The sequence below is a fragment of the Streptomyces sp. NBC_01549 genome (assembly GCF_026339955.1).
Lineage (GTDB): Bacteria > Actinomycetota > Actinomycetes > Streptomycetales > Streptomycetaceae > Streptomyces.
In genome coordinates, this window is record NZ_JAPEPW010000001.1 from 1,833,578 (window position 1) to 1,857,333 (window position 23,756).

23 protein-coding genes are annotated in these 23,756 nt (G+C 71.0%); 16 read left to right on the forward strand and 7 right to left on the reverse strand.

Annotation, left to right across the window (positions count from 1 at the left end):
• Positions 1-113: 113 nt before the first annotated feature.
• Positions 114-1,562: an NAD(P)H-quinone dehydrogenase gene (locus OG819_RS07845; RefSeq protein WP_266627969.1), complete on the reverse strand. Its 1,449-nt coding sequence runs from the start codon at positions 1,560-1,562 to the stop codon at positions 114-116.
• A 143-nt stretch (positions 1,563-1,705) separates the two neighbouring features.
• On the opposite strand from OG819_RS07845, the gene OG819_RS07850 reads away from it, so the two are divergent.
• The 4 genes from OG819_RS07850 (at position 1,706) to OG819_RS07865 (ending at position 6,549) form a co-directional block, all read left to right on the forward strand.
• The gene (locus tag OG819_RS07850; protein ID WP_054233631.1) at positions 1,706-2,143 is read left to right on the forward strand and encodes a gamma-glutamylcyclotransferase; all 438 of its coding nucleotides are present in this window, start codon (positions 1,706-1,708) and stop codon (positions 2,141-2,143) included.
• A gap of 168 nt (positions 2,144-2,311) precedes the next feature.
• Entirely contained in the window at positions 2,312-3,136 is an 825-nt protein-coding gene (locus OG819_RS07855) for a purine-nucleoside phosphorylase (RefSeq protein WP_266436654.1), read from the forward strand.
• Positions 3,137-3,490: 354 nt separating this feature from the next.
• A complete protein-coding gene (locus tag OG819_RS07860) occupies positions 3,491-5,122 on the forward strand; it encodes a phospho-sugar mutase (protein WP_266648636.1) in 1,632 nt (543 codons plus the stop codon).
• 314 nt (positions 5,123-5,436) lie between these two features.
• Complete coding sequence (locus OG819_RS07865) at positions 5,437-6,549, forward strand: hypothetical protein (protein WP_266652620.1); 1,113 nt, start codon at positions 5,437-5,439, stop codon at positions 6,547-6,549.
• Between the two features lie 45 nt (positions 6,550-6,594).
• Here the strand turns inward: OG819_RS07865 and OG819_RS07870 are convergent, their stop codons facing one another.
• On the reverse strand, positions 6,595-7,236 hold the full coding sequence (locus tag OG819_RS07870; RefSeq protein ID WP_266627965.1) for a PH domain-containing protein: 642 nt from the start codon (positions 7,234-7,236) through the stop codon (positions 6,595-6,597).
• Positions 7,237-7,713: 477 nt separating this feature from the next.
• Between OG819_RS07870 and deoC the strand changes: the two genes are divergently transcribed.
• Genes deoC through OG819_RS07885 form a run of 3 tightly spaced genes read left to right on the forward strand, consistent with a single transcriptional unit; the run spans position 7,714 to position 11,019 of the window.
• Positions 7,714-8,670, forward strand: a complete 957-nt coding sequence (gene deoC, locus OG819_RS07875) for a deoxyribose-phosphate aldolase (protein WP_266648638.1) — start codon at positions 7,714-7,716, stop codon at positions 8,668-8,670.
• Between the two features lie 5 nt (positions 8,671-8,675).
• Positions 8,676-10,118, forward strand: a complete 1,443-nt coding sequence (locus tag OG819_RS07880; RefSeq protein ID WP_266648640.1) for an aldehyde dehydrogenase family protein — start codon at positions 8,676-8,678, stop codon at positions 10,116-10,118.
• Positions 10,111-11,019 (forward strand): aldehyde dehydrogenase family protein, encoded by a 909-nt coding sequence (locus OG819_RS07885; RefSeq protein WP_266648641.1) that lies wholly within the window; start codon positions 10,111-10,113, stop codon positions 11,017-11,019. The genes OG819_RS07880 and OG819_RS07885 overlap by 8 nt, the downstream gene beginning before the upstream one ends.
• 44 nt (positions 11,020-11,063) lie before the next feature.
• On the opposite strand, the gene OG819_RS07890 is transcribed toward OG819_RS07885, so the two are convergent.
• Entirely contained in the window at positions 11,064-11,480 is a 417-nt protein-coding gene (locus OG819_RS07890; protein WP_266648643.1) for a hypothetical protein, read from the reverse strand.
• 234 nt (positions 11,481-11,714) lie between these two features.
• Here OG819_RS07890 and OG819_RS07895 point away from each other — a divergent pair, with 234 nt between their 5' ends.
• On the forward strand, positions 11,715-12,341 hold the full coding sequence (locus OG819_RS07895) for a uridine kinase (RefSeq protein WP_266436663.1): 627 nt from the start codon (positions 11,715-11,717) through the stop codon (positions 12,339-12,341).
• A 215-nt stretch (positions 12,342-12,556) separates the two neighbouring features.
• Here OG819_RS07895 and OG819_RS07900 read toward each other — a convergent pair whose 3' ends face one another.
• Entirely contained in the window at positions 12,557-13,309 is a 753-nt protein-coding gene (locus OG819_RS07900; protein ID WP_266648645.1) for a SigE family RNA polymerase sigma factor, read from the reverse strand.
• A gap of 302 nt (positions 13,310-13,611) precedes the next feature.
• On the opposite strand from OG819_RS07900, the gene afsQ1 reads away from it, so the two are divergent.
• The 5 genes from afsQ1 (at position 13,612) to OG819_RS07925 (ending at position 17,472) form a co-directional block, all read left to right on the forward strand.
• A complete protein-coding gene (afsQ1, locus tag OG819_RS07905; protein ID WP_266436667.1) occupies positions 13,612-14,289 on the forward strand; it encodes a two-component system response regulator AfsQ1 in 678 nt (225 codons plus the stop codon).
• A complete protein-coding gene (locus OG819_RS07910) occupies positions 14,286-15,857 on the forward strand; it encodes a HAMP domain-containing sensor histidine kinase (RefSeq protein ID WP_266436668.1) in 1,572 nt (523 codons plus the stop codon). The genes afsQ1 and OG819_RS07910 overlap by 4 nt, the downstream gene beginning before the upstream one ends.
• Positions 15,854-16,492, forward strand: a complete 639-nt coding sequence (locus OG819_RS07915; RefSeq protein ID WP_266648646.1) for a hypothetical protein — start codon at positions 15,854-15,856, stop codon at positions 16,490-16,492. The genes OG819_RS07910 and OG819_RS07915 overlap by 4 nt, the downstream gene beginning before the upstream one ends.
• A 124-nt stretch (positions 16,493-16,616) precedes the next feature.
• The gene (locus OG819_RS07920) at positions 16,617-17,168 is read left to right on the forward strand and encodes a VanZ family protein (RefSeq protein WP_266648647.1); all 552 of its coding nucleotides are present in this window, start codon (positions 16,617-16,619) and stop codon (positions 17,166-17,168) included.
• 103 nt (positions 17,169-17,271) lie between these two features.
• On the forward strand, positions 17,272-17,472 hold the full coding sequence (locus OG819_RS07925) for a PspC domain-containing protein (RefSeq protein WP_054233643.1): 201 nt from the start codon (positions 17,272-17,274) through the stop codon (positions 17,470-17,472).
• Between the two features lie 86 nt (positions 17,473-17,558).
• Here the strand turns inward: OG819_RS07925 and OG819_RS07930 are convergent, their stop codons facing one another.
• Complete coding sequence (locus OG819_RS07930; protein WP_266648648.1) at positions 17,559-17,912, reverse strand: ATP-binding protein; 354 nt, start codon at positions 17,910-17,912, stop codon at positions 17,559-17,561.
• A gap of 150 nt (positions 17,913-18,062) precedes the next feature.
• Complete coding sequence (locus OG819_RS07935) at positions 18,063-19,208, reverse strand: adenosine deaminase (protein ID WP_266648650.1); 1,146 nt, start codon at positions 19,206-19,208, stop codon at positions 18,063-18,065.
• A 112-nt stretch (positions 19,209-19,320) separates the two neighbouring features.
• On the opposite strand from OG819_RS07935, the gene OG819_RS07940 reads away from it, so the two are divergent.
• Positions 19,321-20,082, forward strand: coding sequence for an alpha/beta hydrolase (locus OG819_RS07940; protein WP_266648652.1), 762 nt, complete (start codon positions 19,321-19,323; stop codon positions 20,080-20,082).
• 103 nt (positions 20,083-20,185) lie between these two features.
• Here the strand turns inward: OG819_RS07940 and OG819_RS07945 are convergent, their stop codons facing one another.
• Positions 20,186-21,148, reverse strand: a complete 963-nt coding sequence (locus OG819_RS07945; RefSeq protein WP_266648654.1) for a LysR family transcriptional regulator — start codon at positions 21,146-21,148, stop codon at positions 20,186-20,188.
• Between the two features lie 62 nt (positions 21,149-21,210).
• Here OG819_RS07945 and OG819_RS07950 point away from each other — a divergent pair, with 62 nt between their 5' ends.
• Together OG819_RS07950 and dnaN are read left to right on the forward strand one after the other, a co-directional pair.
• The gene (locus OG819_RS07950; protein WP_266648655.1) at positions 21,211-22,500 is read left to right on the forward strand and encodes an MFS transporter; all 1,290 of its coding nucleotides are present in this window, start codon (positions 21,211-21,213) and stop codon (positions 22,498-22,500) included.
• A gap of 99 nt (positions 22,501-22,599) precedes the next feature.
• Positions 22,600-23,733 (forward strand): DNA polymerase III subunit beta, encoded by a 1,134-nt coding sequence (gene dnaN, locus OG819_RS07955; protein WP_266648656.1) that lies wholly within the window; start codon positions 22,600-22,602, stop codon positions 23,731-23,733.
• Positions 23,734-23,756 lie beyond the last annotated feature (23 nt).

The window sequence follows — 23,756 nt, forward strand, 5'->3', positions numbered from 1 at the left end:
CAGAAGTTGTTCGCATGGCAGTAGGCGAAGTGGTATACGCGCCTACTCGCACCGCCTATGCCGTACGAATGGTCGACAACTCCCCGTGACCAGCGGGAAGTCGGGTGGGGACGTCAGCCTTCGTCGCCCGCCTTGCGGGTGTGCAACTGCCGGGCGACCTCGGCGATCGAGCCCGAAAGGGAGGGGTACACGGTGAACGCGTTCGCGATCTGTTCGACCGTCAGATTGTTGTCGACCGCGATCGAGATGGGATGGATCAGTTCCGAGGCCCGCGGCGCGACGACCACACCACCGACGACGATCCCGGTTCCGGGTCGGCAGAAGAGCTTGACGAAGCCGTCCCGGATGCCCTGCATCTTGGCGCGCGGGTTGCGCAGCAGGGGCAGCTTGACGACCCGGGCGTCGATCTTGCCCGCGTCCACGTCGGCCTGCGAGTAGCCGACGGTGGCGATCTCGGGGTCGGTGAAGACGTTGGACGAGACCGTCTTCAGGTTCAGCGGAGCGACCGCGTCGCCCAGGAAGTGGTACATGGCGATACGTCCCTGCATCGCCGCGACGGAGGCGAGGGCGAAGACGCCCGTCACGTCACCGGCGGCGTACACGCCCGGGGCCGTGGTCCTGGAGACCTTGTCGGTCCAGATGTGCCCGGAGTCCCTGACCCGGACCCCGGCCTCCTCCAGACCCATCCCGCTGCTGTTCGGGATGGCGCCGACGGCCATCAGACAGTGCGAGCCGCTGATGACGCGGCCGTCGGAGAGCGTGACCTCGACCCGGTCTCCGACCCGCTTGGCGGACTCGGCGCGGGAGCGGGCCATGACGTTCATGCCGCGGCGCCGGAACACGTCCTCCAGCACGGCGGCGGCGTCCGGGTCCTCGCCCGGCAGCACGCGGTCGCGGCTGGAGACGAGCGTGACGCGCGACCCGAGCGCCTGGTAGGCACCGGCGAACTCGGCACCGGTGACACCGGAACCGACCACGATGAGCTCCTCCGGCAGCTCGTCGAGGTCGTAGACCTGCGTCCAGTTCAGAATCCGCTCGCCGTCCGGCTGCGCGTCGGGCAGCTCACGCGGATGTCCGCCCGTGGCGATGAGCACGGCATCGGCGACGAGCGTCTCCTCGGTCCCGTCCGCGGCCCGTACGACGACCTTGCGCGAGCCGTCCAGGGACTGCATGCCCTCCAGCCGTCCACGCCCGCGCAGCACCCGCGCGCCGGCCCGGGTCACGGACGCCGTGATGTCGTGCGACTGCGCGAGCGCGAGCCGCTTCACACGTCGGTTGACCTTCCCGAGATCGACCCCGACCACCCGGGCGGCCTGCTCCATGGGTGGGGTGTCGTCGGCGACGATGATCCCCAGCTCCTCGTACGACGAGTCGAAGGTGGTCATCACCTCGGCCGTCGCGATAAGGGTCTTCGACGGCACGCAGTCGGTGAGCACCGACGCCCCGCCCAGACCGTCGCAGTCGACGACGGTCACCTCCGCGCCGAGCTGGGCGGCAACCAGCGCCGCCTCATATCCGCCGGGTCCGCCACCGATGATCACGATCCGAGTCACGTACTCCATTGTCCCGCACGCTTCAAGGTGCTTCCGCCCGGGGGCCGCGCCCGCCCCCATCCGAGCCCCTTCCGTTATGTGCTCATCCGTTATGCGCTTATGCGTTCTGTTACGCAAGAGGCTCCTGTGCTCCCTGCCGTACCCTCGACCTCATGTCGCTCTACGCCGCGTACGCCGGCAATCTCGACCCGCGGCTCATGACGCGCCGCGCCCCCCACTCGCCGCTGCGCGCCACGGGCTGGCTGAACGGCTGGCGGCTGACGTTCGGGGGCGAGCACATGGGCTGGGAAGGCGCGCTGGTCACCCTCGTCGAGGCCCCCCGCTCGCAGGTCTTCGTGGCGCTGTACGACATCGCCCCGCTGGACGAGGACTCCATGGACCGCTGGGAGGGCGTGGGCCTCGACATCTACCGCCGGATGCGCGTACGCGTGCACACCCTGGAGGGCGAGGAGCCCGCGTGGGTGTACGTACTGAACGGGTACGAGGGCGGACTCCCCTCCGCGCGCTACCTCGGTGAGATCGCCGACGCGGCGGAGTCGGCGGGCGCGCCCCACGACTACGTGATGGAACTGCGCAAGCGCCCCTGCTGAGAGCCGTCCTTCGGCGCATCTCCTGCGCCCTCCACTAAGGGCACCCTTCGTGGGAAACGACGGTCCACCCCCTCCCCACCCCTTCGTTGGAAACGACAAGACAACGATCGCAAGACCGTGACCTCCCTCATCTACGCGCGTAGGCCTGGACCAGCTAGGCTCATGCGCGTGAACGCATCTCTTCTTCCGGACGACATCCAGGGCGACCCTCACGCCGCCGCCGACGCCGCCGCCACCCGCCTGCGGGAGCTCACGGGCGCCGAGACCCACGACGTCGCGCTCGTGATGGGCTCCGGCTGGGCTCCGGCCGTGGACGCCCTCGGCACCCCCGAGGCCGAGTTCCAGGTCACCGAGCTGCCCGGGTTCCCCCCGCCGGCGGTAGAGGGCCACGGCGGCAAGATCCGCTCGTACAAGATCGGTGACAAGCGGGCCCTGGTCTTCCTGGGCCGCACCCACTACTACGAGGGTCGCGGGGTCGCCGCCGTCGCGCACGGGGTCCGTACCGCCGTCGCCGCGGGCTGCAAGACCATCGTGCTCACCAACGGCTGCGGTGGTCTGCGCGAGGACATGCGCCCCGGCCAGCCGGTGCTGATCAGCGACCACATCAACCTGACGGCGACGTCCCCGATCGTCGGGGCCAACTTCGTCGACCTCACCGACCTGTACTCGCCGCGGCTGCGCGCCCTCTGCAAGGAGATCGACCCCACCCTGGAGGAGGGCGTCTACGCGCAGTTCACCGGGCCGCACTACGAGACGCCTGCCGAGATCCGGATGGCCCGTGTCCTCGGCGCGGACCTGGTGGGCATGTCGACGGTCCTCGAAGCCATCGCCGCGCGCGAGGCCGGTGCGGAGGTTCTGGGCATCTCCCTCGTCACCAACCTCGCCGCCGGTATGACGGGCGAGCCCCTCAACCACGAGGAGGTCCTCCAGGCGGGCCGCGACTCGGCGACCCGCATGGGCGCCCTCCTCACCCAGGTCCTGGACCGCCTGTAGGGGTCCCGTCCCCAACCTGGGGGCTCCGCCCCCAAACCCCCGATCGGCCTGAACGGCCTCGTCCTCAAACGCCGGACGGACTGAAGGCTTTCAGGGGCGCGGGGAACTGCGCGACCAGCCCCCACCGGCCGTCGGCCAAAAGACAACGGCGGACGGGGATGCGGGGCGAAGCCCCCGCCCCAGGGGCGCGGGGAACTGCGCGACCGGCCCCCACTCACCCGCAGCCGACGGTCGCACCCGGGGGTCCGGGGGCGGAGCCCCCGGGGATGGGTCGGGTAGGGGCGGCGGGGGCGAGAGAAGGCACCCTGGCCGGGTACACAGCAAGGGCACCACAAACAGAGAGGTTCACCCGACGTGCAGGACGAACTCATCGCACGGGCCGAGGCGTGGCTCGCCGAGGACCCCGACCCGGAAACCCGCGAGGAACTCGCCGAGCTCATCGCCGCCAAGGACGTCACCGAGCTCACCGCACGCTTCACCGGCACCCTCCAGTTCGGCACCGCCGGCCTCCGGGGCGAACTCGGCGCGGGCCCGATGCGCATGAACCGCGCGGTGGTCATCCGCGCCGCCGCCGGCCTGGCCGCGTACCTGAAGAAGCAGGGCGAGACGGACGGCCTGGTCGTCATCGGCTACGACGCCCGCCACAAGTCCGCCGACTTCGCCCGCGACACCGCCGCGGTGATGACGGGCGCGGGCCTGCGCGCCGCCGTACTCCCCCGCCCCCTCCCCACCCCGGTCCTGGCGTACGCCATACGGCACCTCGGCGCCGCGGCCGGCGTGGAGGTCACCGCCAGCCACAACCCGCCCCGCGACAACGGCTACAAGGTCTACCTGGGCGACGGTTCGCAGATCGTCCCCCCGGCGGACGCCGAGATCGCCGCCGAGATCGACGCCGTCAGCAGCCTCGCCGACGTCCCCCGCCCGGAGTCCGGCTGGGAGACCCTCGACGAGGGCGTCCTGAACGCCTACCTGGCCCGTACGGACGCCGTCCTCGCCCAGGACTCCCCCCGCACCGCCCGCACCGTCTACACGGCGATGCACGGCGTCGGCAAGGACGTCCTGCTCGCCGCCTTCGCCCGGGCCGGCTTCCCGGAGCCCGTGCTGGTGGCCGAGCAGGCCGAGCCGGACCCGGACTTCCCGACCGTCGCCTTCCCCAATCCGGAAGAGCCCGGCGCGATGGACCTGGCCTTCGCGAAGGGCCGCGAGACGGACCCCGACCTGATCATCGCCAACGACCCGGACGCGGACCGCCTCGCCGCGGCGGTGAGGGACGGCGCCGACTGGCGGATGCTGCGCGGCGACGAGGTCGGCGCGCTGCTCGCCCAGCACCTGGTGAACCGCGGTGCGCGCGGCACGTTCGCGGAGTCGATCGTCTCCTCCTCCCTCCTCGGCCGGATCGCCGGGAAGGCCGGCCTGTCCTACGAGGAGACCCTCACCGGCTTCAAGTGGATCGCCCGGGTCGAGGGCCTGCGCTACGGCTACGAGGAGGCGCTCGGTTACTGCGTCGACCCGGACGGCGTACGCGACAAGGACGGCATCACGGCGGCCCTCCTCATCACGGAACTCGCCTCCGAGCTGAAGGAAGCGGGCCGCACCCTGCTCGACCTCCTCGCCGACATCGCGGTGGAGCACGGTCTGCACGCCACGGACCAGCTCTCGGTCCGCGTGGAGGACCTGTCGGTCATCGCGAACGCGATGCGCCGGCTGCGCGAGCAGCCCCCGACGGAGCTCGCGGGCCTGGCCATCACCATGTCCGAGGACCTGACCAAGGGCACGGACACGCTTCCGCCGACCGACGGACTGCGCTACACGCTGGACGGCGCGCGCGTCATCGTCCGCCCCAGCGGCACCGAGCCGAAGCTGAAGTGCTACCTGGAGGTCGTGGTCCCGGTCGGCTCGCACGCCGAGCTGTCGACGGCCCACGCGAGGGCGGCGGAGCTCCTCGCGGCGATCAAGCGGGATCTGTCGGCGGCGGCCGGCATCTGACCCCGCGCCTGTGATCCCGCGCCTCTGACCGCGCGCGTGTGATCCCGCGCCTCGGCGCGGGCCCAGGTCCAGGACTCAGCCACTTTCGGGTGATTTCCGCCCGGCAGTTGACGCAGCGCTCCGGTGCGCCACCATCCGACCGAGGAACGGTTGGCGGTAGCGCACCGCCGAGCCCCAGGAGCTGCCGCGTGTCCTCGACCGCCTCCCGGCCGACATCCTCCCCACCCCGGAACGCTCCCGGCGCATTCCCCCCGAACACGAACGCGAACACCAGTACGGACACGAGGGCGGGCACGAGTACGGGCACAGGCACCCTGTGCGCCCTCCGCACCCATCTGCGCCGGGCGACGCCCGCCCTCCTCGCCTACGCGGCCGTACGCCTCGTGGGCCTGCTGCTCCTCAACCAGTGGGCGCACCATCAGCACCACGGCGTGTGGCCGATCCTGGCCACGCAGTGGGACGCGGACTGGTACCTGGGCATCGCCCACCACGGCTACACCCACCACCTGGGCACCCGGTACGACGCGAACAACCTCGCGTTCTTCCCGCTGTACCCGTACCTGGTCAAGGCGGTCGCGGTCCTGACCCCGGGCACGCGCGCCACGACGGGTCTGGCGATCTCGATCGCCGCCTCCTTCCTCGCCGCGTGGGGAGTGTTCGCCGTCGGCCACCATCTCCACGGCCGGCGCGTGGCCCTGCTGCTGACCTTTCTGTGGGCGGCTCTCCCGGTCGGCCTGGTCCAGTGGATGGGCTACACGGAGTCCCTCTTCACGGCGTTCGCCGCCTGGTCGCTGTACGCGGTGCTCACCGGCCGCTGGCTCTGGGCGGGCACTCTGGCGTCGCTCTCGGGCCTGACCCGCCCGACCGGCATCGCGACGGCGGCAGCGGTCACCGTCACGGCGCTGCTCTCCCTGCGGCACCGTTTCTCGCCCCGCGCGCTCGCGGCAGCGGCCCTCGCCCCGGCGGGCTGGCTCGCGTACCTCGGCTGGGTGGGCGCGCGGCTCGGCCGCTGGGACGGCTACTTCGCCGTACAGCGGCTGTGGCACAACGAGTGGGACGGCGGCGTGGAGACCCTGCGCCGGGTGCGGGAGGTCCTGGTGCAGGACTCCACGCCGGAGCTCTTCCTGGTGACGGTGACGGTCACGCTGCTCGTGTCCGTGGTCCTCTACGCCCTGTGCGTCTGGGACCGGCAGCCGCTCCCCCTGCTGGTCTTCACCGGCGTCCTGCTGCTGATCGTGCTGGGCAGCGGCGGTGTCTACTTCCCCCGTGCCCGCTTCCTCATGCCGGCCTTCCCGCTCCTGCTCCCCCTGGCCCTCCACCTGTCCCGCGCCTCGTCCCGCTTCCGGGCCCTCGCCATGACCGCGGCGCTGCTGGGTTCGGCGTACTGCGGCGCGTACATGGTCCTCGTCTGGCCGAGCGCGCCGTGACGGACCCCGAACGGACACGGGGCCCGCGCGCGACAGCCGCGCCGGCTACCCCACGGCCAGCAGGATCGCCAGCACCACGGCTCCCGCGAGGGCGGGGCCCAGCACCTCGTACGCCCAGCGCACGCTCACCTCGCCCTGCGCGCCCTCCGTGGCCGCCCGCGCCTCGGCGAGCTCGCGCAGGTCGTCCATGACCTGGTCGGGCTGGGAACGCGTGGAGCCGCTCGCCACCGAGGAGGTGCGGCCGCTGCTGTCGGCGGCGGCGCTGCGCGCCTGCCGTCGGGCCGCGGCCTTGCGGGCACGCAGGGAGACGGGGATCGCCCACAGCTGGTACTTGGCGCCCGAGGTGTCGACCACCTCGTTGGAGTACCCGGAGCGCAGTGAGCCGACCTTGCTCCAGGGCAGCACGACGACGCGGAACGGATTGCGGACGCGCAGCCGGTCCTCGTTGGCGTAGACGGCGGGACGCAGCGTGAAGGCGGCCACCAGCGGAACCAGGAGGATCAGCGCGGCGAGGGCCAGCCAGGGGGTGCGGCCGTGGCCCGAGACCAGCGCGTCGATGCCGAGCCAGCCCGTGATGGCGAGCAGCAGTACGCCACCCGCGATGCCGGCGTGTGACCGGTAGATCCGGTCCTTCGACTCGGGTCGCGAGGCGTCCGGCACGGGTGGCTGGTCATCCGGGGTCGTCATGCCCCCGATTCTGCCCGACGCCCCCTGAACACTTCCTTCACCCCCGCCCCACGCCGCCGCTTTGCCGCGGGCGGGGCAGGGGCGGCGGCGGGAGCCGACCACGCGGCTCCCCACCCCCGACCACGCGGCTCCCCACCCCTGAGCAGGGGGCTGCGCCCCGAATCCCCCGCCCACACGAAGTGTTTCGTCCGCGAGCCGGTGGGGGCTGATCGCGCAGTTCCCCGCGCCCCCAAAACCCTCGCCCCACGCCACCCGGCCCGTCCGGCGTCCGAGAACGAGCCCTTCGGACGATGCGGGGGCCGGGGCGGAGCCCCGCGGGGGGCTGGGGCAGAGCCCCGGCGGGGTCGAAGGGGTGCAGCCCCTGGGGATGGGACGGGTAGGGGCGGCGGGGGCGACGAACCCCCGGCGTGCACTCCCCCACACTCACCCCCGGGGCTGTACAGCCGCTACGCGCGTAGATATGCTCCCCTCGTGACCATGCCCACCACTGCACCCGCACACGCACTCGGCGACGTGACCGCGTCCGACAGCACGCTGCGCCGCTTCCTCCACGGGCTCCCCGGCGTCGACACGGTCGGCCTGGAGGCGCGCGCCGCCTCGCTCGGCACCCGTTCCATCAAGACGACCGCGAAGGCGTACGCCATCGACCTCGCCATCTCGATGGTCGACCTGACGACGCTGGAAGGCGCGGACACCCCGGGCAAGGTCCGGGCGCTCGGCGCCAAGGCGGTCCACCCCGACCCCACGGACCGTACGACGCCCACGACCGCGGCCGTCTGCGTGTACCCCGACATGGTGGCCACCGCCAAGGAGGCCGTCGTCGGCTCCGGCGTGAAGGTCGCCTCGGTCGCCACCGCCTTCCCGGCCGGCCGCGCCGCCCTCGACGTGAAGCTCGCCGACGTCCGCGACGCGGTCGCCGCCGGCGCCGACGAGATCGACATGGTCATCGACCGCGGGGCGTTCCTCGCGGGCAAGTACATGAAGGTGTACGACGAGATCACCGCCGTGAAGGAGGCCTGCGGGACCAGCGCCCGTCTGAAGGTCATCTTCGAGACCGGCGAGCTCTCGACGTACGACAACATCCGCCGCGCGAGCTGGCTCGGCATGCTGGCCGGCGCGGACTTCATCAAGACCTCGACCGGCAAGGTCGCCGTCAACGCGACCCCGGCGAACACGCTCCTCATGCTGGAGGCGGTCCGCGACTTCCGCGCCCAGACCGGCGTCCAGGTCGGCGTGAAGCCCGCCGGCGGCATCCGCACCACCAAGGACGCGATCAAGTTCCTGGTCCTGGTGAACGAGACCGCGGGCGAGGACTGGCTGGACAACCACTGGTTCCGCTTCGGCGCGTCCTCGCTCCTGAACGACCTGCTGATGCAGCGTCAGAAGCTGGCCACCGGCCGCTACTCCGGCCCCGACTACGTGACGGTGGACTGATCACCATGGCATCCGCATCCGCTTTCGAGTACGCACCGGCGCCCGAGTCCCGCTCCGTCGTCGACATCGCGCCCTCCTACGGCCTGTTCATCGACGGTGAGTTCACCGAGGCGGCGGACGGCAAGGTCTTCAAGACCGTCTCCCCGTCCACCGAAGAGGTCCTCTCCGAGGTCGCCCAGGCCGGTCCCGAGGACGTCGACCGTGCCGTGAAGGCCGCCCGCAGGGCCTTCGAGAAGTGGTCGGCGCTGCCGGGCTCCGAGCGCGCCAAGTACCTCTTCCGCATCGCCCGGATCATCCAGGAGCGCTCCCGCGAGCTCGCCGTCCTGGAGACCCTCGACAACGGCAAGCCGATCAAGGAGACGCGCGACGCCGACCTCCCCCTGGTCGCCGCGCACTTCTTCTACTACGCGGGCTGGGCCGACAAGCTCGACCACGCCGGCTTCGGCGCGAACCCCCGCCCCCTGGGCGTCGCTGGCCAGGTCATCCCCTGGAACTTCCCGCTGCTGATGCTGGCGTGGAAGATCGCCCCGGCGCTGGCGACCGGCAACACGGTCGTCCTCAAGCCCGCCGAGACGACCCCCCTCTCCGCCCTGTTCTTCGCGGACATCTGCCGCCAGGCGGGCCTGCCCAAGGGCGTCGTCAACATCCTTCCGGGATACGGCGACACGGGCGCCGCACTCGTCGAGCACCCCGACGTGAACAAGGTGGCCTTCACCGGCTCCACCGCCGTCGGCAAGGCGATCGCCCGCCAGGTCGCGGGCACGGACAAGAAGGTCACCCTCGAACTCGGCGGCAAGGGCGCGAACATCGTCTTCGACGACGCCCCCATCGACCAGGCCGTCGAGGGCGTCGTCACCGGCATCTTCTTCAACCAGGGCCAGGTCTGCTGCGCGGGCTCCCGCCTCCTCGCCCAGGAGTCGATCCACGACGAGCTGCTGGACTCGCTCAAGCGCCGTCTGTCGACGCTGCGCCTCGGCGACCCTCTCGACAAGAACACGGACATCGGCGCGATCAACTCCGCCGCGCAGCTCTCGCGCATCACCGCGCTCGTCGAACAGGGCGAGGCGGAGGGCGCCGAGCGCTGGTCCCCGGCCTGCGAACTCCCCTCCTCCGGCTACTGGTTCGCCCCGACGCTCTTCACGAACGTCACCCAGGCGCACACCATCGCGCGCGACGAGATCTTCGGCCCGGTCCTGTCCGTCCTCACGTTCCGGACGCCCGACGAGGCCGTCGCCAAGGCCAACAACTCCCAGTACGGCCTCTCCGCCGGCATCTGGACCGAGAAGGGCTCCCGGATCCTGGCCGTCGCGAGCAAGCTGCGCGCGGGCGTCATCTGGTCCAACACGTTCAACAAGTTCGACCCGACCTCGCCGTTCGGCGGTTACAAGGAGTCGGGCTTCGGCCGCGAGGGCGGTCGCCACGGCCTGGAGGCGTACCTCGATGTCTGAGAAGACCGACAAGACCGAGCAGCAGCGACTGAGCGTCTTCAAGACCTACAAGCTGTACGTCGGCGGGAAGTTCCCGCGTTCCGAGAGCGGCCGGGTGTACGAGGTGACGGACTCGAAGGGCAAGTGGCTGGCGAACGCGCCCCTTTCCTCCCGCAAGGACGCCCGTGACGCGGTGGTCGCCGCCCGTAAGGCGTTCGGCGGCTGGTCCGGCGCGACGGCGTACAACCGCGGTCAGATCCTCTACCGCGTCGCCGAGATGCTGGAGGGCCGCAAGGACCAGTTCGTCCGTGAGGTCGCGGACGCGGAGGGCCTGTCGAAGTCCAAGGCTGCCGCGGTCGTCGACGCGGCGATCGACCGCTGGGTCTGGTACGCAGGCTGGACCGACAAGATCGCTCAGGTGGTGGGCGGCGGCAACCCGGTCGCGGGCCCCTTCTTCAACCTCTCCACCCCGGAGCCGACCGGCGTCGTCACCGTCCTCGCCCCCCAGGAGTCGTCCTTCCTGGGCCTGGTCTCGGTGATCGCCCCGGTGATCGCGACCGGCAACACGGTGATCGTGATCGCGAGCGAGAAGTCCCCGCTCCCGGCGCTGTCGCTGGGCGAGGTACTGGCCACGTCCGACCTGCCGGGCGGGGTCGTCAACATCCTCTCCGGAAAGACGGCGGAGATCGCCGCTCCCCTCGCCGCACACCAGGACGTCAACGCGATCGACCTCGCGGGCGCGGACGACGTACTGGCGAAGGAGCTGGAGATCGCCGCGGCCGACAACCTGAAGCGGGTCGTCCGTCCACAGCCTGTGGATTATTCACTGACGCCCGGCATCGAGCGCCTGACGGCCTTCCTGGAGACGAAGACGGTCTGGCACCCGACGGGCGCGCTCGGCGCCTCCGGCTCGTCCTACTGAGTAGCTCCCCGCGCCCCGTTTCTTGTTTCGGGGCGCGGGGAGACTCACGAACCCCCCAGCAACCCCAGCGCCTGTCCCACCACCGGCACACTCCCCACCGACGGCGCCTGCGTCAGCGGCCCCGTCAGCGCCCGCGAGGTCAGCGGCTTGAAGTCCGCGAGCTGGGTGCCCACCCCGTTGTCGAGCGGGTCGACCCCGGTGCCGGCGAGCGGGTTGGGCTTGAGGCCCGCGAGCGGACCTGTGGCATATCCCACCGCGCCGGTCAGGGCGCCCAGACCCGCCTGCGGGTCGAGGTTGCCCAGCGAGGTGGGCTGGGTGCGCATCAGATCCACGGCGGGGGCCGCGTCCGCGACGGCCGGGGTCGCCGCGGCGGCCGCACCGGCGGCGACCACCCCGGCCGCGACGGCGATGCGCGCGGTGGTGCGGGCCAGGGCGGTCTGCTGACGTGCGTGTCGCGCCATCGGATGTCCTCTTCGGTGAGCGTGAACGAATTGCGGGCGGAGAGCAACGGGATTCGCACGCAGAGTAGTTGACCCAGATGCCGTTCCGGGCGGCGATGGCGGCGGGTTCACCCGTGCGGGTCACGTGCGGGTCAACAGACATACGGACGTAACCCCGATAATCCTCCGGGATAATGTCCCGGAGGCCTGCCGAAGCGCGGCGGGGCCCGGCCGAGTCACAGAAGGTACAGAGAATTGGGTTCCCATCCTCCGATACCCACCCGTGTGGTGCTGCTCTGCGGCCCCTCCGGCTCTGGAAAGTCCCTTCTCGCGGCCGATTCCGGGCTTCCCGTACTGCGCCTCGACGACTTCTACAAAGAGGGCACCGACCCGACGCTTCCCCAGGTCGAGGGCAGCCCCGACATCGACTGGGACCATCCCCAGTCGTGGGACGCGGACATCGCGGTCGCGGCGATCGAGGAGCTGTGCCGTACGGGACGTACGACCGTTCCCGTCTACGACATCGCGCTGAGCGCCCGTACCGGCGCGGAGGCGCTGCACATCGAGCGGACGCCGCTGTTCATCGCGGAGGGCATCTTCGCCGCCGAGATCGTCGAGCGCTGCCGGGAACTGGGCCTGCTGGCCGACGCGCTGTGTCTGTCCCGCGGCCCGGTGACCACGTTCCGCCGCCGCTTCCTGCGGGATCTGCGGGAGGGCCGCAAGTCGGTCCCGTTCCTGTTGCGACGCGGCTGGCGTCTGATGCGTGCCGAGCGTTCGATCGTGGCCCGGCAGAGCGCGCTGGGCGCCCACCCCTGCGACAAGGCCGAGGCCCTGGGCCGACTGGCCGCGGCGGCCGCCGGACGCTGCACGACACCGGCGTAGTCGCGGGCACCGCGCGCGGAAACACAAAAAGAGGCCGGACACGAAAAGAGGCCCAGGCGGACCCCCCGTCCGCCCGGACCTTTTCTCGTTTCCCCCGTGATCCCCCGTACTCCCCCGTGATCCCCCGTGCTCCGCAGGGGTCCCCCGACCCCGTTGGTTTCCCCCCGGTACTGCTCCCCCCGTACTACCTGTTACCCACTTCCCCCCACAGACCTTCAGGCAACGAGCTCCCCGAAGGACTCCTCCTCGTCACGGCCGAAGCTGAGGACCTCGTCCTCACGCATCCGGCGCAGCGACCGCCAGATGCTCGACTTCACCGTGCCGACACTGATGTCGAGGATCTCCGCGATCTCCGGGTCCGTGCGGCCCTCGTAGTAACGGAGGACCAGCATCGTGCGCTGGAGTTCGGGCAGCCGGGCCAGCGCCTGCCACAGCACGGCGCGCAGCTCGGTGCCGCGCATCGCGTCCGTGTCACCGGCGGTCTCCGGCAGTTCCTCGGTCGGGTATTCGTTCAGCTTGCGGCGGCGCCACGCGCTGATGTGCAGATTGGTCATGGTGCGGCGGAGGTAGCCCCCGACCGCGGCCTTGTCACTGATCCGGTCCCAGGCCCGGTACGTCGAGAACAGCGCGCTCTGCAGCAGGTCCTCGGCCTCGAAGCGGTCCCCGGTCAGGTGGTAGGCGGTTGCGTACAGGGAGGCGCGGCGCTCCTGGACGTAGGCGGTGAACTCCGCCTCCGACACCGAGCGACGTTCCCCCGTGGCCTCCCTGTACGCGGCTCCCCCGTGAGCTCCCCCGTTACCGCCGCTCTCCCCCGTGAAGGCGTCAACCACCGTCATGTACGCGGTGTGCTGACGCCCGGCGCCGCGAGCGCACCCCCGCCCGCTCACGGCACCGGACTTCTCCGAACCCCTGACGTCGTGGAGCCGCGTGACAACTGCGCTAGTGCTGGTGCTGTGCAGCGTGTTCATCTCGCGCCCCCCGTCGTGGAGTTCCGGTTCTTCGGTTCGTTCCGTCGTGCTGTCGTGCCGTCTTGCTCTCTTGCTCGTGTCGAAAAGCTTGCCCGGGCCACTTCATGGCCGTGTCCGCCGACTGTCACAGACCTGTCACAGGGCCCCCTCCCCAGGCGCGTCACGGCACGATCACAGCAAGGTCTCAGAGGAGAGCGGTAGGGCGACGCGGATGCCCTTCGGGCGCCCCCTTATGTGCGGGAGATGGGCGGGAGCGCTCCAACTGTCGAAAGACTCCCTCGCCATGGGCCAGAATGACGTCCGTGCCTTCCCTGTTGCTGATCGAGGACGACGACGCCATCCGTACGGCCCTGGAGCTCTCTTTGACGCGCCAGGGACACCGGGTGGCCACCGCTGCCACCGGCGAGGACGGTCTGAAACTGCTGCGTGAACAGCGGCCGGATCTGATCGTCCTGGACGTGATGCTGCCCGGCATCGACGGGTTCGAGGTGTGCCGGCGCATCCGGCGCACAGACCAGCTGCCGATCATTCTGCTGACCGCGCGCAGCGACGACATCGACATCGTGGTCGGGCTCGAGTCCGGCGCCGACGACTATGTCGTCAAACCTGTGCAGGGGCGGGTGCTCGACGCCCGGATCAGGGCCGTGCTCCGGCGCGGGGAGCGCGAGGCCAACGACTCGGCGACGTTCGGTTCCCTCGTCATCGACCGGTCGGCCATGACGGTCACCAAGAACGGCGAGGATCTGCAGCTGACGCCCACCGAGCTGCGCCTGCTCCTGGAACTGAGCCGCCGGCCCGGACAGGCCCTGTCCCGCCAGCAGTTGCTGCGGCTGGTATGGGAGCACGACTACCTGGGCGACTCGCGGCTGGTGGACGCGTGTGTCCAGCGGCTGCGGGCGAAGATCGAGGACGTGCCGTCCTCGCCCACCCTGATCCGTACGGTCCGCGGAGTCGGCTACCGACTGGACACCCCTCAGTGACGCCACCGCACGACGAGCTCCGCGGCTGGGCCGCGGCGCGCAGGGCGATCCTGGCGGGGCTGCGCTTCACGAGCCTGCGACTGCGGCTGGTCGTGGTGTTCGGACTCGTCGCGCTCACGGCCGCCGTGTCGGCGTCGGGCATCGCGTACTGGCTCAACCGCGAGGCGGTGCTGACGCGTACGCAGGACGCGGTGCTGCGCGACTTCCAGCAGGAGATGCGCAACCACGCCAGCATGCTGCCGATGCATCCGGCGCAGGACGAACTGCAGCGCACGGCGGGCCAGATGGCCAACAGCAGCCAGCGCTTCAGCGTGCTCCTCGTCGCCCAGGACGACAACGGCAAGACCGTCATCGGCAACTCCGCGCTGGACACGTTCACGCTGGACGACGTACCCAAGTCCCTCCAGAAGGCTGTGAACAAGGAGCAGCCGCTCTCCTCGAACAACAAGTCGGCCTATCACCTGTACTGGCAGCGCATCACCGACCACGACAAGCCGTACCTGGTGGGTGGCGCGAGGGTGATCGACGGGACGACGACCGGCTACATGCTCAAGTCCCTGGAGCCCGAGGCCAAGGACCTCAACTCGCTGGCCTGGTCACTGGGTATCGCGACCGGTCTGGCCCTGATCGGCTCGGCACTGCTCGCCCAGGCCGCCGCGACGACCGTCCTCAAGCCGGTGCACCGCCTCGGTATCGCGGCCCGCCGTCTGGGCGAGGGCAAGCTCGACACCCGGCTGCGCGTCTCGGGCACGGACGAGCTCGCGGACCTCTCCCGCACGTTCAACCACACGGCGGAGGCTCTCGAGAAACGCGTCGCGGACATGAGCGCCCGCGACGAGGCGTCCCGCCGTTTCGTCGCGGACATGTCCCACGAACTCCGTACGCCGCTCACCGCGATCACCGCCGTGACGGAGATCCTGGAAGAGGAACTGGACGCGGAGACGGGCAGCGTCGACCCGATGATCGAACCGGCCGTCCGGCTGGTCGTCAGCGAGACCCGCCGCCTCAACGACCTCGTCGAGAACCTCATGGAGGTCACCCGTTTCGACGCGGGCACCGCCCGGCTGGTCCTCGACGACGTGGACATCGCCGACCAGATCACCGCGTGCATAGACGCACGCGCCTGGCTGGACGCCGTCGACCTGGACGCCGAGCGCGGCATCATGGCGCGTCTCGACCCGCGACGCCTGGACGTGATCCTGGCGAACCTCATCGGCAACGCGCTCAAGCACGGCGGCAGCCCGGTCCGTGTCTCGGTCCGCGAAGAGGCCGACGACCTCCTCATCGAGGTCCAGGACCACGGGCCCGGCATCCCCGAGGACGTCCTCCCGCACGTCTTCGACCGCTTCTACAAGGCGAGCGCCTCCCGCCCCCGCTCCGAGGGCAGCGGTCTCGGCCTCTCCATCGCCCTGGAGAACGCGCACATCCACGGCGGCGAGATCACCGCGGCCAACTCGCCCAAGGGAGGCGCCGTCTTCACGCTCCGCCTCCCGCAGGACGCGTCGGAGCTGCTCGCCGACGACGAGCGAGGGCGCAACGGGAACGGTACGGAGGGCAACGCCGGATGACGACCGTGGTACGAGGCCGAGAGGGGCGCCGACGGACGCCTCTCGCCTCCCTCTCCCTCCCTCTCCTCGCCGTCCTGCTCGCGGGCTGCGGTATCCGCTCCACCCAGGTCCCGACGGACTTCGGCCCCGCGCCGTCCCGGGTCCCGTGCGCGATGTCCGGCCCGGACATCACCACCCAGACGTCCGGTGGCATCCCGGTCCAGGTCTTCCTGCTCTGCTCCGGGCAACTGGTGACGGTCGACCGGTCCGTGCGGATTCCCGACGGTACGGCGGAGGGTGCGCGGCGGGTTCTGGTGGCGCAGGGGCTTCTCGACGAGCTCGCCGAGACGCCCTCCACGCCCGAGCAGCAGGCCGGCTACACGACCGACGTGCGTGGCGGGATGACGGTGAGCGGGCCCCGGCGCAAGGACCCCGAGGACGCGCTCCGCCTCAGCACTCCGCCCCAGGACCTGACCCCCGCGGCCCTCGCCCAGATCATCTGCACCTTCTCCGACTCCGCCGCCGCGCAGGACGACGGTTCGGTCATCCTCGGCGGCCCCGACACCGCCCCGCTGCGCCGCTACGAGTGCCCCACCGACGTCCGGGCCAACCCCACCGCCAAGTCCCCCCCGTCCACAACGGTCTCCACCGCGTAACCGTTCGCGCAACTGTTTCCTCGCCCCCGTTCCACGCCGTACTTGTGGCGCATCCCTCACCCCCCAGCCCCAAGCTCACCAATAACCCGGAACCGATCCTGCCGACCCCAGCGTCTTGGGAGGCGTGCAACGTCAAGGCGAAGGCGGCGGCAGCGCCGTGACCCGCGTCCGTGCGGCAGGAGCTCTCCTCCTCGTCGCACATCTCGCGCTCGTCGCCTGGATCACGCTGCGCCCTCTGGACGTCCCCTGGGTGAGCCCCGCCAACTTCCGCCCGTTCGCCGGCATCAGAGCCGACCTCGCGCTCGGCCCGGCGGAAGCCGCCCGCCGGATAGGCGAGGGCCTCGGCCTGCTCGCCCCCCTCGGCGTCCTGCTCCCCATGGCCGGCGGCAGGCTGACCGCGTCCCCGCTCGGCTCCCTCGTCCACACGGTCGCCGCCGGCGCCCTGCTCTCGCTGGGAATCGAACTCCTGCAGACCGGCGTTCCCGGCCAGGTCGTGGACGTGGACTCCCTGCTGCTCAACACGGTCGGTGTCGCCCTGGCCCACCTCGCGATCGTGCCGGTCGCCAGGCCCAGGCTCCGCCGCCGGGCCGAGACCCGGCGCCGCGCGACCCTCCCCCGGGAGGACACGGTTCAGGGTCGGACCCCGACGATTCCCAGGGTCGGTATCGCCCCGTAGAGCGACGCTTCGCCCGCTTCGTCACCGTAGCGTTGGAGACATCGAGGAAGACCTCGGTGCCCCAACATCCCGGCATCCAGCCACGGTTCACGAAGGAGCCAGCATGACCGCCCTTGCCCGCCCCACCAACGGCCGTATGATCGGCGGAGTGTGCGCAGCGCTGGCGCGGCGCTTCGGCACCTCCGCGACCACGATGCGTGTGATCTTCGTTCTTTCCTGCCTGCTCCCGGGCCCGCAGTTCCTGCTCTACATAGCGCTGTGGATCCTGTTCCCCTCCGAGGACAAGGCCCGCACGGCCTGGTAGGCCCCGGCACACGTGTGGGGCGCACCCTCATCGGGGTGCGCCCCACCGGCGTTCGTACAGGCGAAGGCCGAGCCAAGCGGAAGGTGTCAGCCGAGCGGCAGCCCGTTCAGCGGCAGACCGTGCGTCGGCAGGCCCTGAAGCGGCAGTCCGCCGAGCAGTCCGGCCACCGGCGCCGCCGGTCCGTCGGCGAGGAGCTTCGCAACGGCGGGCTGGGCCGCGGCCGCCCCCGCGCCGAGCGCTCCCTGCCCCTGGGTGACCGCTTCCCCCGCACCCGGGAGCGCCGCCGCGACGTTCTGCGCGGGCAGCGTCCGGGTGACGGTGTCCAGCGCCTGGGAGGCGTCCGGCACGGCCGGGGCGGCGTTCGCGGCGCCCGCGCCGACGGCGGCGAATGCGGCACCGAGAGCGGCGACGCCGAGGGTCTTGGCAGCAGACTGCTTCATATTGAATGCGTCCTTGGATCCGTGTGACGGGGATGTGAGCGGTCCAAAAACGTAAACACGCAGAGCCACCGTCCGCAAACATCGAAAAGCAGCCGAGTCATGGAGAACAAGTGAAGACCCGGCCGCTTTTCGCTCCTCCGATCAGCCCTGTTACCCCAGGGAACCACTGGTGGAGGCGGTCTGCTGGAACAGCCATTCGGACTTGAGTTCTGCATATCCGGGCTTGATCACGTCATTGATCATCGCCAGCCGTTCATCGAAAGGAATGAATGCTGACTTCATAGCATTGACAGAGAACCACTGCATGTCGTCGAGCGAATAACCGAACGCGTCGACCAGGTGCTCGAATTCGCGCGACATGCTCGTCCCTGACATGAGCCGATTGTCCGTGTTCACGGTCGCCCGGAAGTGCAGGCGCCGCAGCAGACCGATCGGGTGCTCGGCGTAGGAGTCGGCGGCACCGGTCTGGAGGTTGGAGCTGGGGCACAGTTCCAGCGGGACGCGCTTGTCACGGACGTACGAGGCCAGCCGTCCGAGCTTCACCGACCCGTCCGCCGCGACCTGGATGTCGTCGATGATCCGCACGCCGTGGCCGAGCCGGTCCGCGCCGCACCACTGGAGCGCCTGCCAGATGGAAGGAAGCCCGAAGGCCTCGCCGGCGTGGATGGTGAAGTGGTTGTTCTCGCGCTTGAGGTACTCGAAGGCGTCGAGGTGACGGGTGGGCGGGAAGCCGGCCTCGGCGCCCGCGATGTCGAAGCCCACCACTCCCAAGTCGCGGTACCGGTTGGCCAGTTCGGCGATCTCCAGGGCGCGGGCCGCATGCCGCATGGCGGTGAGCAGGGCGCCCACCCGGATGCGGTGGCCGTTCTCCCGGGCGAGTCGCTCGCCTTTCCGGAAGCCCTCGTTGACCGCCTCGACGACCTCTTCGAGGGTGAGCCCGGACTCCAGGTGCTGTTCGGGCGCGTAGCGCACCTCGGCGTAGACGACCCCGTCCTCGGCGAGGTCCTCGGCGCACTCGGCGGCGACCCGCACCAGCGCCTCACGCGTCTGCATGACGGCACAGGTGTGGGCGAAGGTCTCCAGGTACCGTTCCAGCGACCCGGAGTCGGCAGCCTCGCGGAACCAGACGCCGAGTTTGTCGGGGTCGGTCTCGGGGAGCCCGGAGTAGCCGGATTCCTGGGCGAGTTCGACGATCGTCCCGGGACGCAGGCCCCCGTCGAGGTGATCGTGCAGCAGGACCTTGGGTGCCCGGCGGATCTGTTCCGAGCTCGGGGTGTTCTGGATCTGGCTCGTCATTTTCGCACTGTAGCCCCTACGCGCGTAGATCTCCTGTCGTGCCGTCCGTCGATACGTAACGGTGACCCGGCGGACGGGTGGCGTACACCGTCACTTCTGACACTGTTCTGTCATGGCACAGCAAGCGACGCCGGTTCGCAGGGCCCGGCTGGGGAGGGCGATCGGCCCGGAGCCGACGGGGGTCAGCGGCGTGGTTCTGCTGCTCCCGGGCGGCGACGAGGTCTCCTCGCGCAGACCGTCCCCGATGTTGGCGACCGCCTCCGTACGCGCGCTCGGGCGCCGCCTCATGCGCGCGGGACGTACGGAAGGCCTGGCCACCCACGTCGTGCACTACCGCTTCCGCGGCTGGAACGGCGGCGAGGCGCATCTCGCCGGCGACGCGTCCTGGGCCGCCGACGAGGTGATACGCCGCTACGGAGACGTGCCTGTGTGCCTCGCCGGAGTGGGCATGGGAGGGCGGGCGGCGCTGCGTGCGGCCGGGCACAGCGCCGTGAACTCCGTTCTGGCGCTCGCCCCCTGGCTGCCCGAGGACGATGTGGCGGCGCCACGCGAACCGGTGAAGCAGCTCACCGGACGGCGCGTGCTGATCGTGCACGGCACCAACGACGAGCGCACCGACCCGGAGTTGTCCTTCCGGCTCGCGGCACGGGCCAAGAAGTCCAACCGGGACATCTGCCGGTTCGAGGTCCACTCCGACGGGCACGGGTTGCACCAGTACCGGTCCGAAGTGCACGCGCTGGCGGAGGACTTCGTGATGGGGGCGTTGTTCGGACACGGGGTGTCGCGCCCTCTGGAGGACGCGTTGGCCGCGCCGCCGCCGTTGGGGTTGCGGATGCCGCTTGCCTCCGGCTTCGGGAAGGCGTTGCGCCGATAGGTCGTTCGCCGGCTGCGGGCTTGTGGGGGCTGGTCGCGCCCACGCGGCGGAGCCGCATATGTCAGAGCCCCGCGCCCCTGAGACAGCGGCACTGCTCGTGCCGTCAGTCAGGAAGGAGCCGTCCCCTTCGTGACAGTAGGAACCTCTTGAAGGCTGCCACCGGCGGCGTGTCCGGGTGGCCGTCCAGCCAGGCCACGCCGATCTCGCGAACCGCTCGCGGGGCCGTGACCGTCAGTTCTACGACTCCTGGGCGGGCCACGGCCGGCGGCGGCAGGAGGGCAACTCCGAGGCCGGCGGCCACCAGGCCCCGCAGGGTCTCGGCCTCCTCGCCCTCGAAGGCGATCCGGGGCTTGAAGCCGGCCTCCTGGCAGAGGTCGTCGGTGATGCGGCGCATGCCGTAGCCGGGTTCGAGGGTCACGAAGGTCTCCTCGGCGGCCTCGGCGAGGCGGATGCGTTTGCGGGCGGCGAGGCGGTGGTCGGCCGGGACGACGAGCCTCAGCTTCTGTTCGTCGAGGAGGCGGCCCACCAGGTCGGGCGCGTCCGGCACCGGCGAGGTGAGGCACAGGTCCAGCTCGCCCGAGCGCAGCCCCTCCAGCATCGCCTCGCCGTAGTTCTGCACGAGGCTGAAGCGGACCCGCGGGTGATCGGCGCGGAAGGCGCGGATCAGGCCGGGGACGGTCTCCGACCCCATGGTGTGCAGGAAGCCGAACGCGACCTTGCCGGTGGCCGGGTCGGCGTCCGCGCGCACCTCCTCGGCGGCGCGCTCGATCTCGGCGAGGGCCCGTTCAACTGAAGAGAGGAACGTGCGGCCCGCGGGGGTGAGGGAGACCGTGCGGCCCCGGCGTGCGAACAGGTCGACACCCAGGTCCTGTTCGAGCCGGACCATGGCCCGCGAAAGGGTCGACTGGGGGACCCGCATCTCCTGCGCGGCACGCGTGACGTGCTCGGTGCGGGCGACCCCGGCGAAGTACGCCAGGCGCGGGGCGAGCACCCTCGACATGCCCGCGCTGTCTTCTGTGTCACTGGACGGTGACAGGTGAGCCTGTGACCTCTGCTGATGCGCCATGGGAACGATTATGGCGATTCCATGCATTGGACGGATGAGCGGCGCTTCTTTAGTTTCGAAGCATGCCTTCCGCCAGTACCGGGGCGTCCACCACCGTGGCCGCCACCTCCTCCGTCACGTCCTCCGCCGCCACCGTCGATTCCCGTCTCACCCCGGGTGGGCCCGGCTACCGTCGGATGAGCTTCGCGCTCTTCCTCGCGGGTGTGGCGACCTTCGCGCTCCTCTATTCCACGCAGGCCCTCCTCCCCCTCGTCTCCACGGACTTCGGGGTCAGCGCGAGCGAGGCGAGCTGGACGGTGTCGGCGGCGACGGGTGCGCTGGCACTGTTCGTCCTCCCCATGAGTGCGCTGTCGGAGCGGTTCGGACGGCGTACGTTGATGACGGCGTCGCTGGCGGTCGCGGTGACGGTCGGCCTCCTGGTCCCCTTCGCCCCGTCGATCGGCGCCCTGGTCGTGCTGCGGGCGGTGCAGGGCGCTGCGCTGGCGGGCCTTCCGGCCTCCGCGACGGCCTATCTGGCGGAGGAGGTCCGCCCCAAGGCCCTGATCACGGCGATCGGCCTCTTCGTGGCGGGCAACAGCGTCGGCGGGATGAGCGGCCGGGTCATCACCGGCTGGGTCGCGCAGGAGTGGGGCTGGCGGGTGGCCGTCGCCACGATCGGGATCATCGCGGTGGCCTGTGCGGTCGCCTTCCGGCTGCTGCTGCCCGCGCCGAAGCACTTCACGCCCGGCTCGCTGCGGCCGGGGGTACTGGCCCGTACGGTCCGTGACCACCTCGCGAACCCGCTGCTGCGTCGGCTGTACGCGATCGGCGCGCTGTTCATGATGGTGTTCGGCGGGGTCTACACGGTGATCGGCTATCGCCTGACCGAGGCCCCGTTCTCCCTCCCCCAGGGCATCATCGGCTCGATCTTCCTGGTGTATCTGGTCGGTACGGTGTCGGCGTCCACGGCGGGCAGGCTGGTCGCCCGCCTGGGGCGGCGCGGCTCCCTCTACCTGGCGGGCGGCACCACGACCTCCGGCCTGCTCCTCTCCCTGGTCGACTCCCTGCCCCTCGTCCTGCTCGGCCTGGTGCTGATCACCGCGGGCTTCTTCGCGGGCCACGCGGTGGCGTCCTCGTCGGTCAGCCACACCGCCAAGCAGGGCCGCGCCCAGGCATCCGCCCTTTACCAGTCCGCGTACTACATCGGCTCCAGCGCGGGCAGCACGCTCGGCGCGATCGCCTTCCACGCGGGCGGTTGGGCCGGAACGGTGACGCTCGGCCTGTTCGCGGTCCTCGGCGTCGTCACGATCACGGTGTTCGGCTCCCACGCGGCCCGCACCCAGGCCCGACGCGAGCCGGCCCTGGCGCACTGAGCGTCCCAGCCGCTCCCACGTTCCCCCTGGTCGGACCCCGTTGTCAGTGGTGGCACCTAGCCTCCACCCGGTCAACTGGCCCGAACAGGGGGATCTTTCATGGAGTTCCGTGCCGATCGCGACGACCTCGCCGAGGCGGTGGCCTGGGCGGCCCGCACCCTGCCCACCCGCTCGCCGGTACCGGTGCTGGGTGGGCTGCTTCTGGAGGCCGGGCCGCAGCGGCTGGGCATCTCGGGGTTCGACTTCGAAACGGCGGCGCGGATCGAGATCGATGTCGAGACGGGGGCCGGCGGTCGGATCCTCGTGCTGGGGCGCCGACTGCTGGACATCTGCCGGGTGCTGCCGCCGGGTCAGGTGAGCTGCGCGCTGGAGGGGACCCGGTTCACGGTGGAAGCGGGTGGCACCCGGTTCGGTCTGTCGACGCTGCCCAAGGACGAGTACCCGGCGCTCCCGGTGCGACCCGAGCCGTGCGGCAGCGTGGACGCCGCCGCGTTCGCGACCGCCGTGGCCCAGGTCGCCGTCGCGGCCGGGCGCGACGACACGCTGCCCGTCCTCACCGGCGTGCAGCTGCGGCTGTCCGGCGGGGAAATGACCCTCTCCGCGTCGGACCGCTACCGGTACGCCGTGCGCACCCTGGCCTGGAGTCCCGAGGCCCCCCTCGACAGCGTCGTGGAGGTCCTGCTGCCCGCGCGTCGGCTGCACGAGATCGCCCGTTCGCTGGCCCGCTCCGGTGACGTGCGCATCGGGCTCGATCCCGCGGGCGGTGGGATGATCGGCTTCGAGGGCGGGCCCATGCGGACGGCGGTGCGGCTGATGGAGGGGCGGCTGCCGCGGCACGGCTCGCTGTTCTCGGTGGCCGACGCCGCGGTCGCGGAGGTGGAGCGCGAGGCGCTGGCGGAGGCCGTGCGGCGCGTCGCCGTCGTCGCCGAGGTGAACAGTCCCGTACGGCTGGACTTCACCGGTGACGGCGAGGGATCCGTTCTGCTGCGCGCCGGATACGCCGACGACGTGGCCTCGCAGCGGCTGCCCGCGGCGCTGACCGGCACCGCGGAGATCTCGGTCGCCTTCAACCCGGCGTATCTGCTGGACGCCCTGAACTCCTTCGAGGAGCCGCGGGTACGGCTGGAGCTGCTGGGACCCGGGCAGCGGGCGCTGCTCAGCGGGGCCGGAGCCGGAGCCGAAACGGGCGATGCGTACCGGCATCTGCTCATGTCCGTGAAGCAATTGGTCTGAGCCCCGCTTTTTCCCACTCCGGG

Bases quoted from the DNA above. Each gene is read 5' to 3' on its own strand.
- OG819_RS07845 (WP_266627969.1), bottom strand. From the start codon at position 1,562: ATGGAGTACGTGACTCGGATCGTGATCATCGGTGGCGGACCCGGCGGA.
- OG819_RS07850 (WP_054233631.1), top strand. From the start codon at position 1,706: ATGTCGCTCTACGCCGCGTACGCCGGCAATCTCGACCCGCGGCTCATG.
- OG819_RS07870 (WP_266627965.1), bottom strand. From the start codon at position 7,236: ATGACGACCCCGGATGACCAGCCACCCGTGCCGGACGCCTCGCGACCC.
- deoC (WP_266648638.1), top strand. From the start codon at position 7,714: ATGCCCACCACTGCACCCGCACACGCACTCGGCGACGTGACCGCGTCC.
- OG819_RS07880 (WP_266648640.1), top strand. From the start codon at position 8,676: ATGGCATCCGCATCCGCTTTCGAGTACGCACCGGCGCCCGAGTCCCGC.
- OG819_RS07885 (WP_266648641.1), top strand. From the start codon at position 10,111: ATGTCTGAGAAGACCGACAAGACCGAGCAGCAGCGACTGAGCGTCTTC.
- OG819_RS07890 (WP_266648643.1), bottom strand. From the start codon at position 11,480: ATGGCGCGACACGCACGTCAGCAGACCGCCCTGGCCCGCACCACCGCG.
- OG819_RS07900 (WP_266648645.1), bottom strand. From the start codon at position 13,309: ATGAACACGCTGCACAGCACCAGCACTAGCGCAGTTGTCACGCGGCTC.
- OG819_RS07915 (WP_266648646.1), top strand. From the start codon at position 15,854: ATGACGACCGTGGTACGAGGCCGAGAGGGGCGCCGACGGACGCCTCTC.
- OG819_RS07925 (WP_054233643.1), top strand. From the start codon at position 17,272: ATGACCGCCCTTGCCCGCCCCACCAACGGCCGTATGATCGGCGGAGTG.
- OG819_RS07930 (WP_266648648.1), bottom strand. From the start codon at position 17,912: ATGAAGCAGTCTGCTGCCAAGACCCTCGGCGTCGCCGCTCTCGGTGCC.
- OG819_RS07935 (WP_266648650.1), bottom strand. From the start codon at position 19,208: ATGACGAGCCAGATCCAGAACACCCCGAGCTCGGAACAGATCCGCCGG.
- OG819_RS07940 (WP_266648652.1), top strand. From the start codon at position 19,321: ATGGCACAGCAAGCGACGCCGGTTCGCAGGGCCCGGCTGGGGAGGGCG.
- OG819_RS07945 (WP_266648654.1), bottom strand. From the start codon at position 21,148: ATGGCGCATCAGCAGAGGTCACAGGCTCACCTGTCACCGTCCAGTGAC.
- OG819_RS07950 (WP_266648655.1), top strand. From the start codon at position 21,211: ATGCCTTCCGCCAGTACCGGGGCGTCCACCACCGTGGCCGCCACCTCC.
- dnaN (WP_266648656.1), top strand. From the start codon at position 22,600: ATGGAGTTCCGTGCCGATCGCGACGACCTCGCCGAGGCGGTGGCCTGG.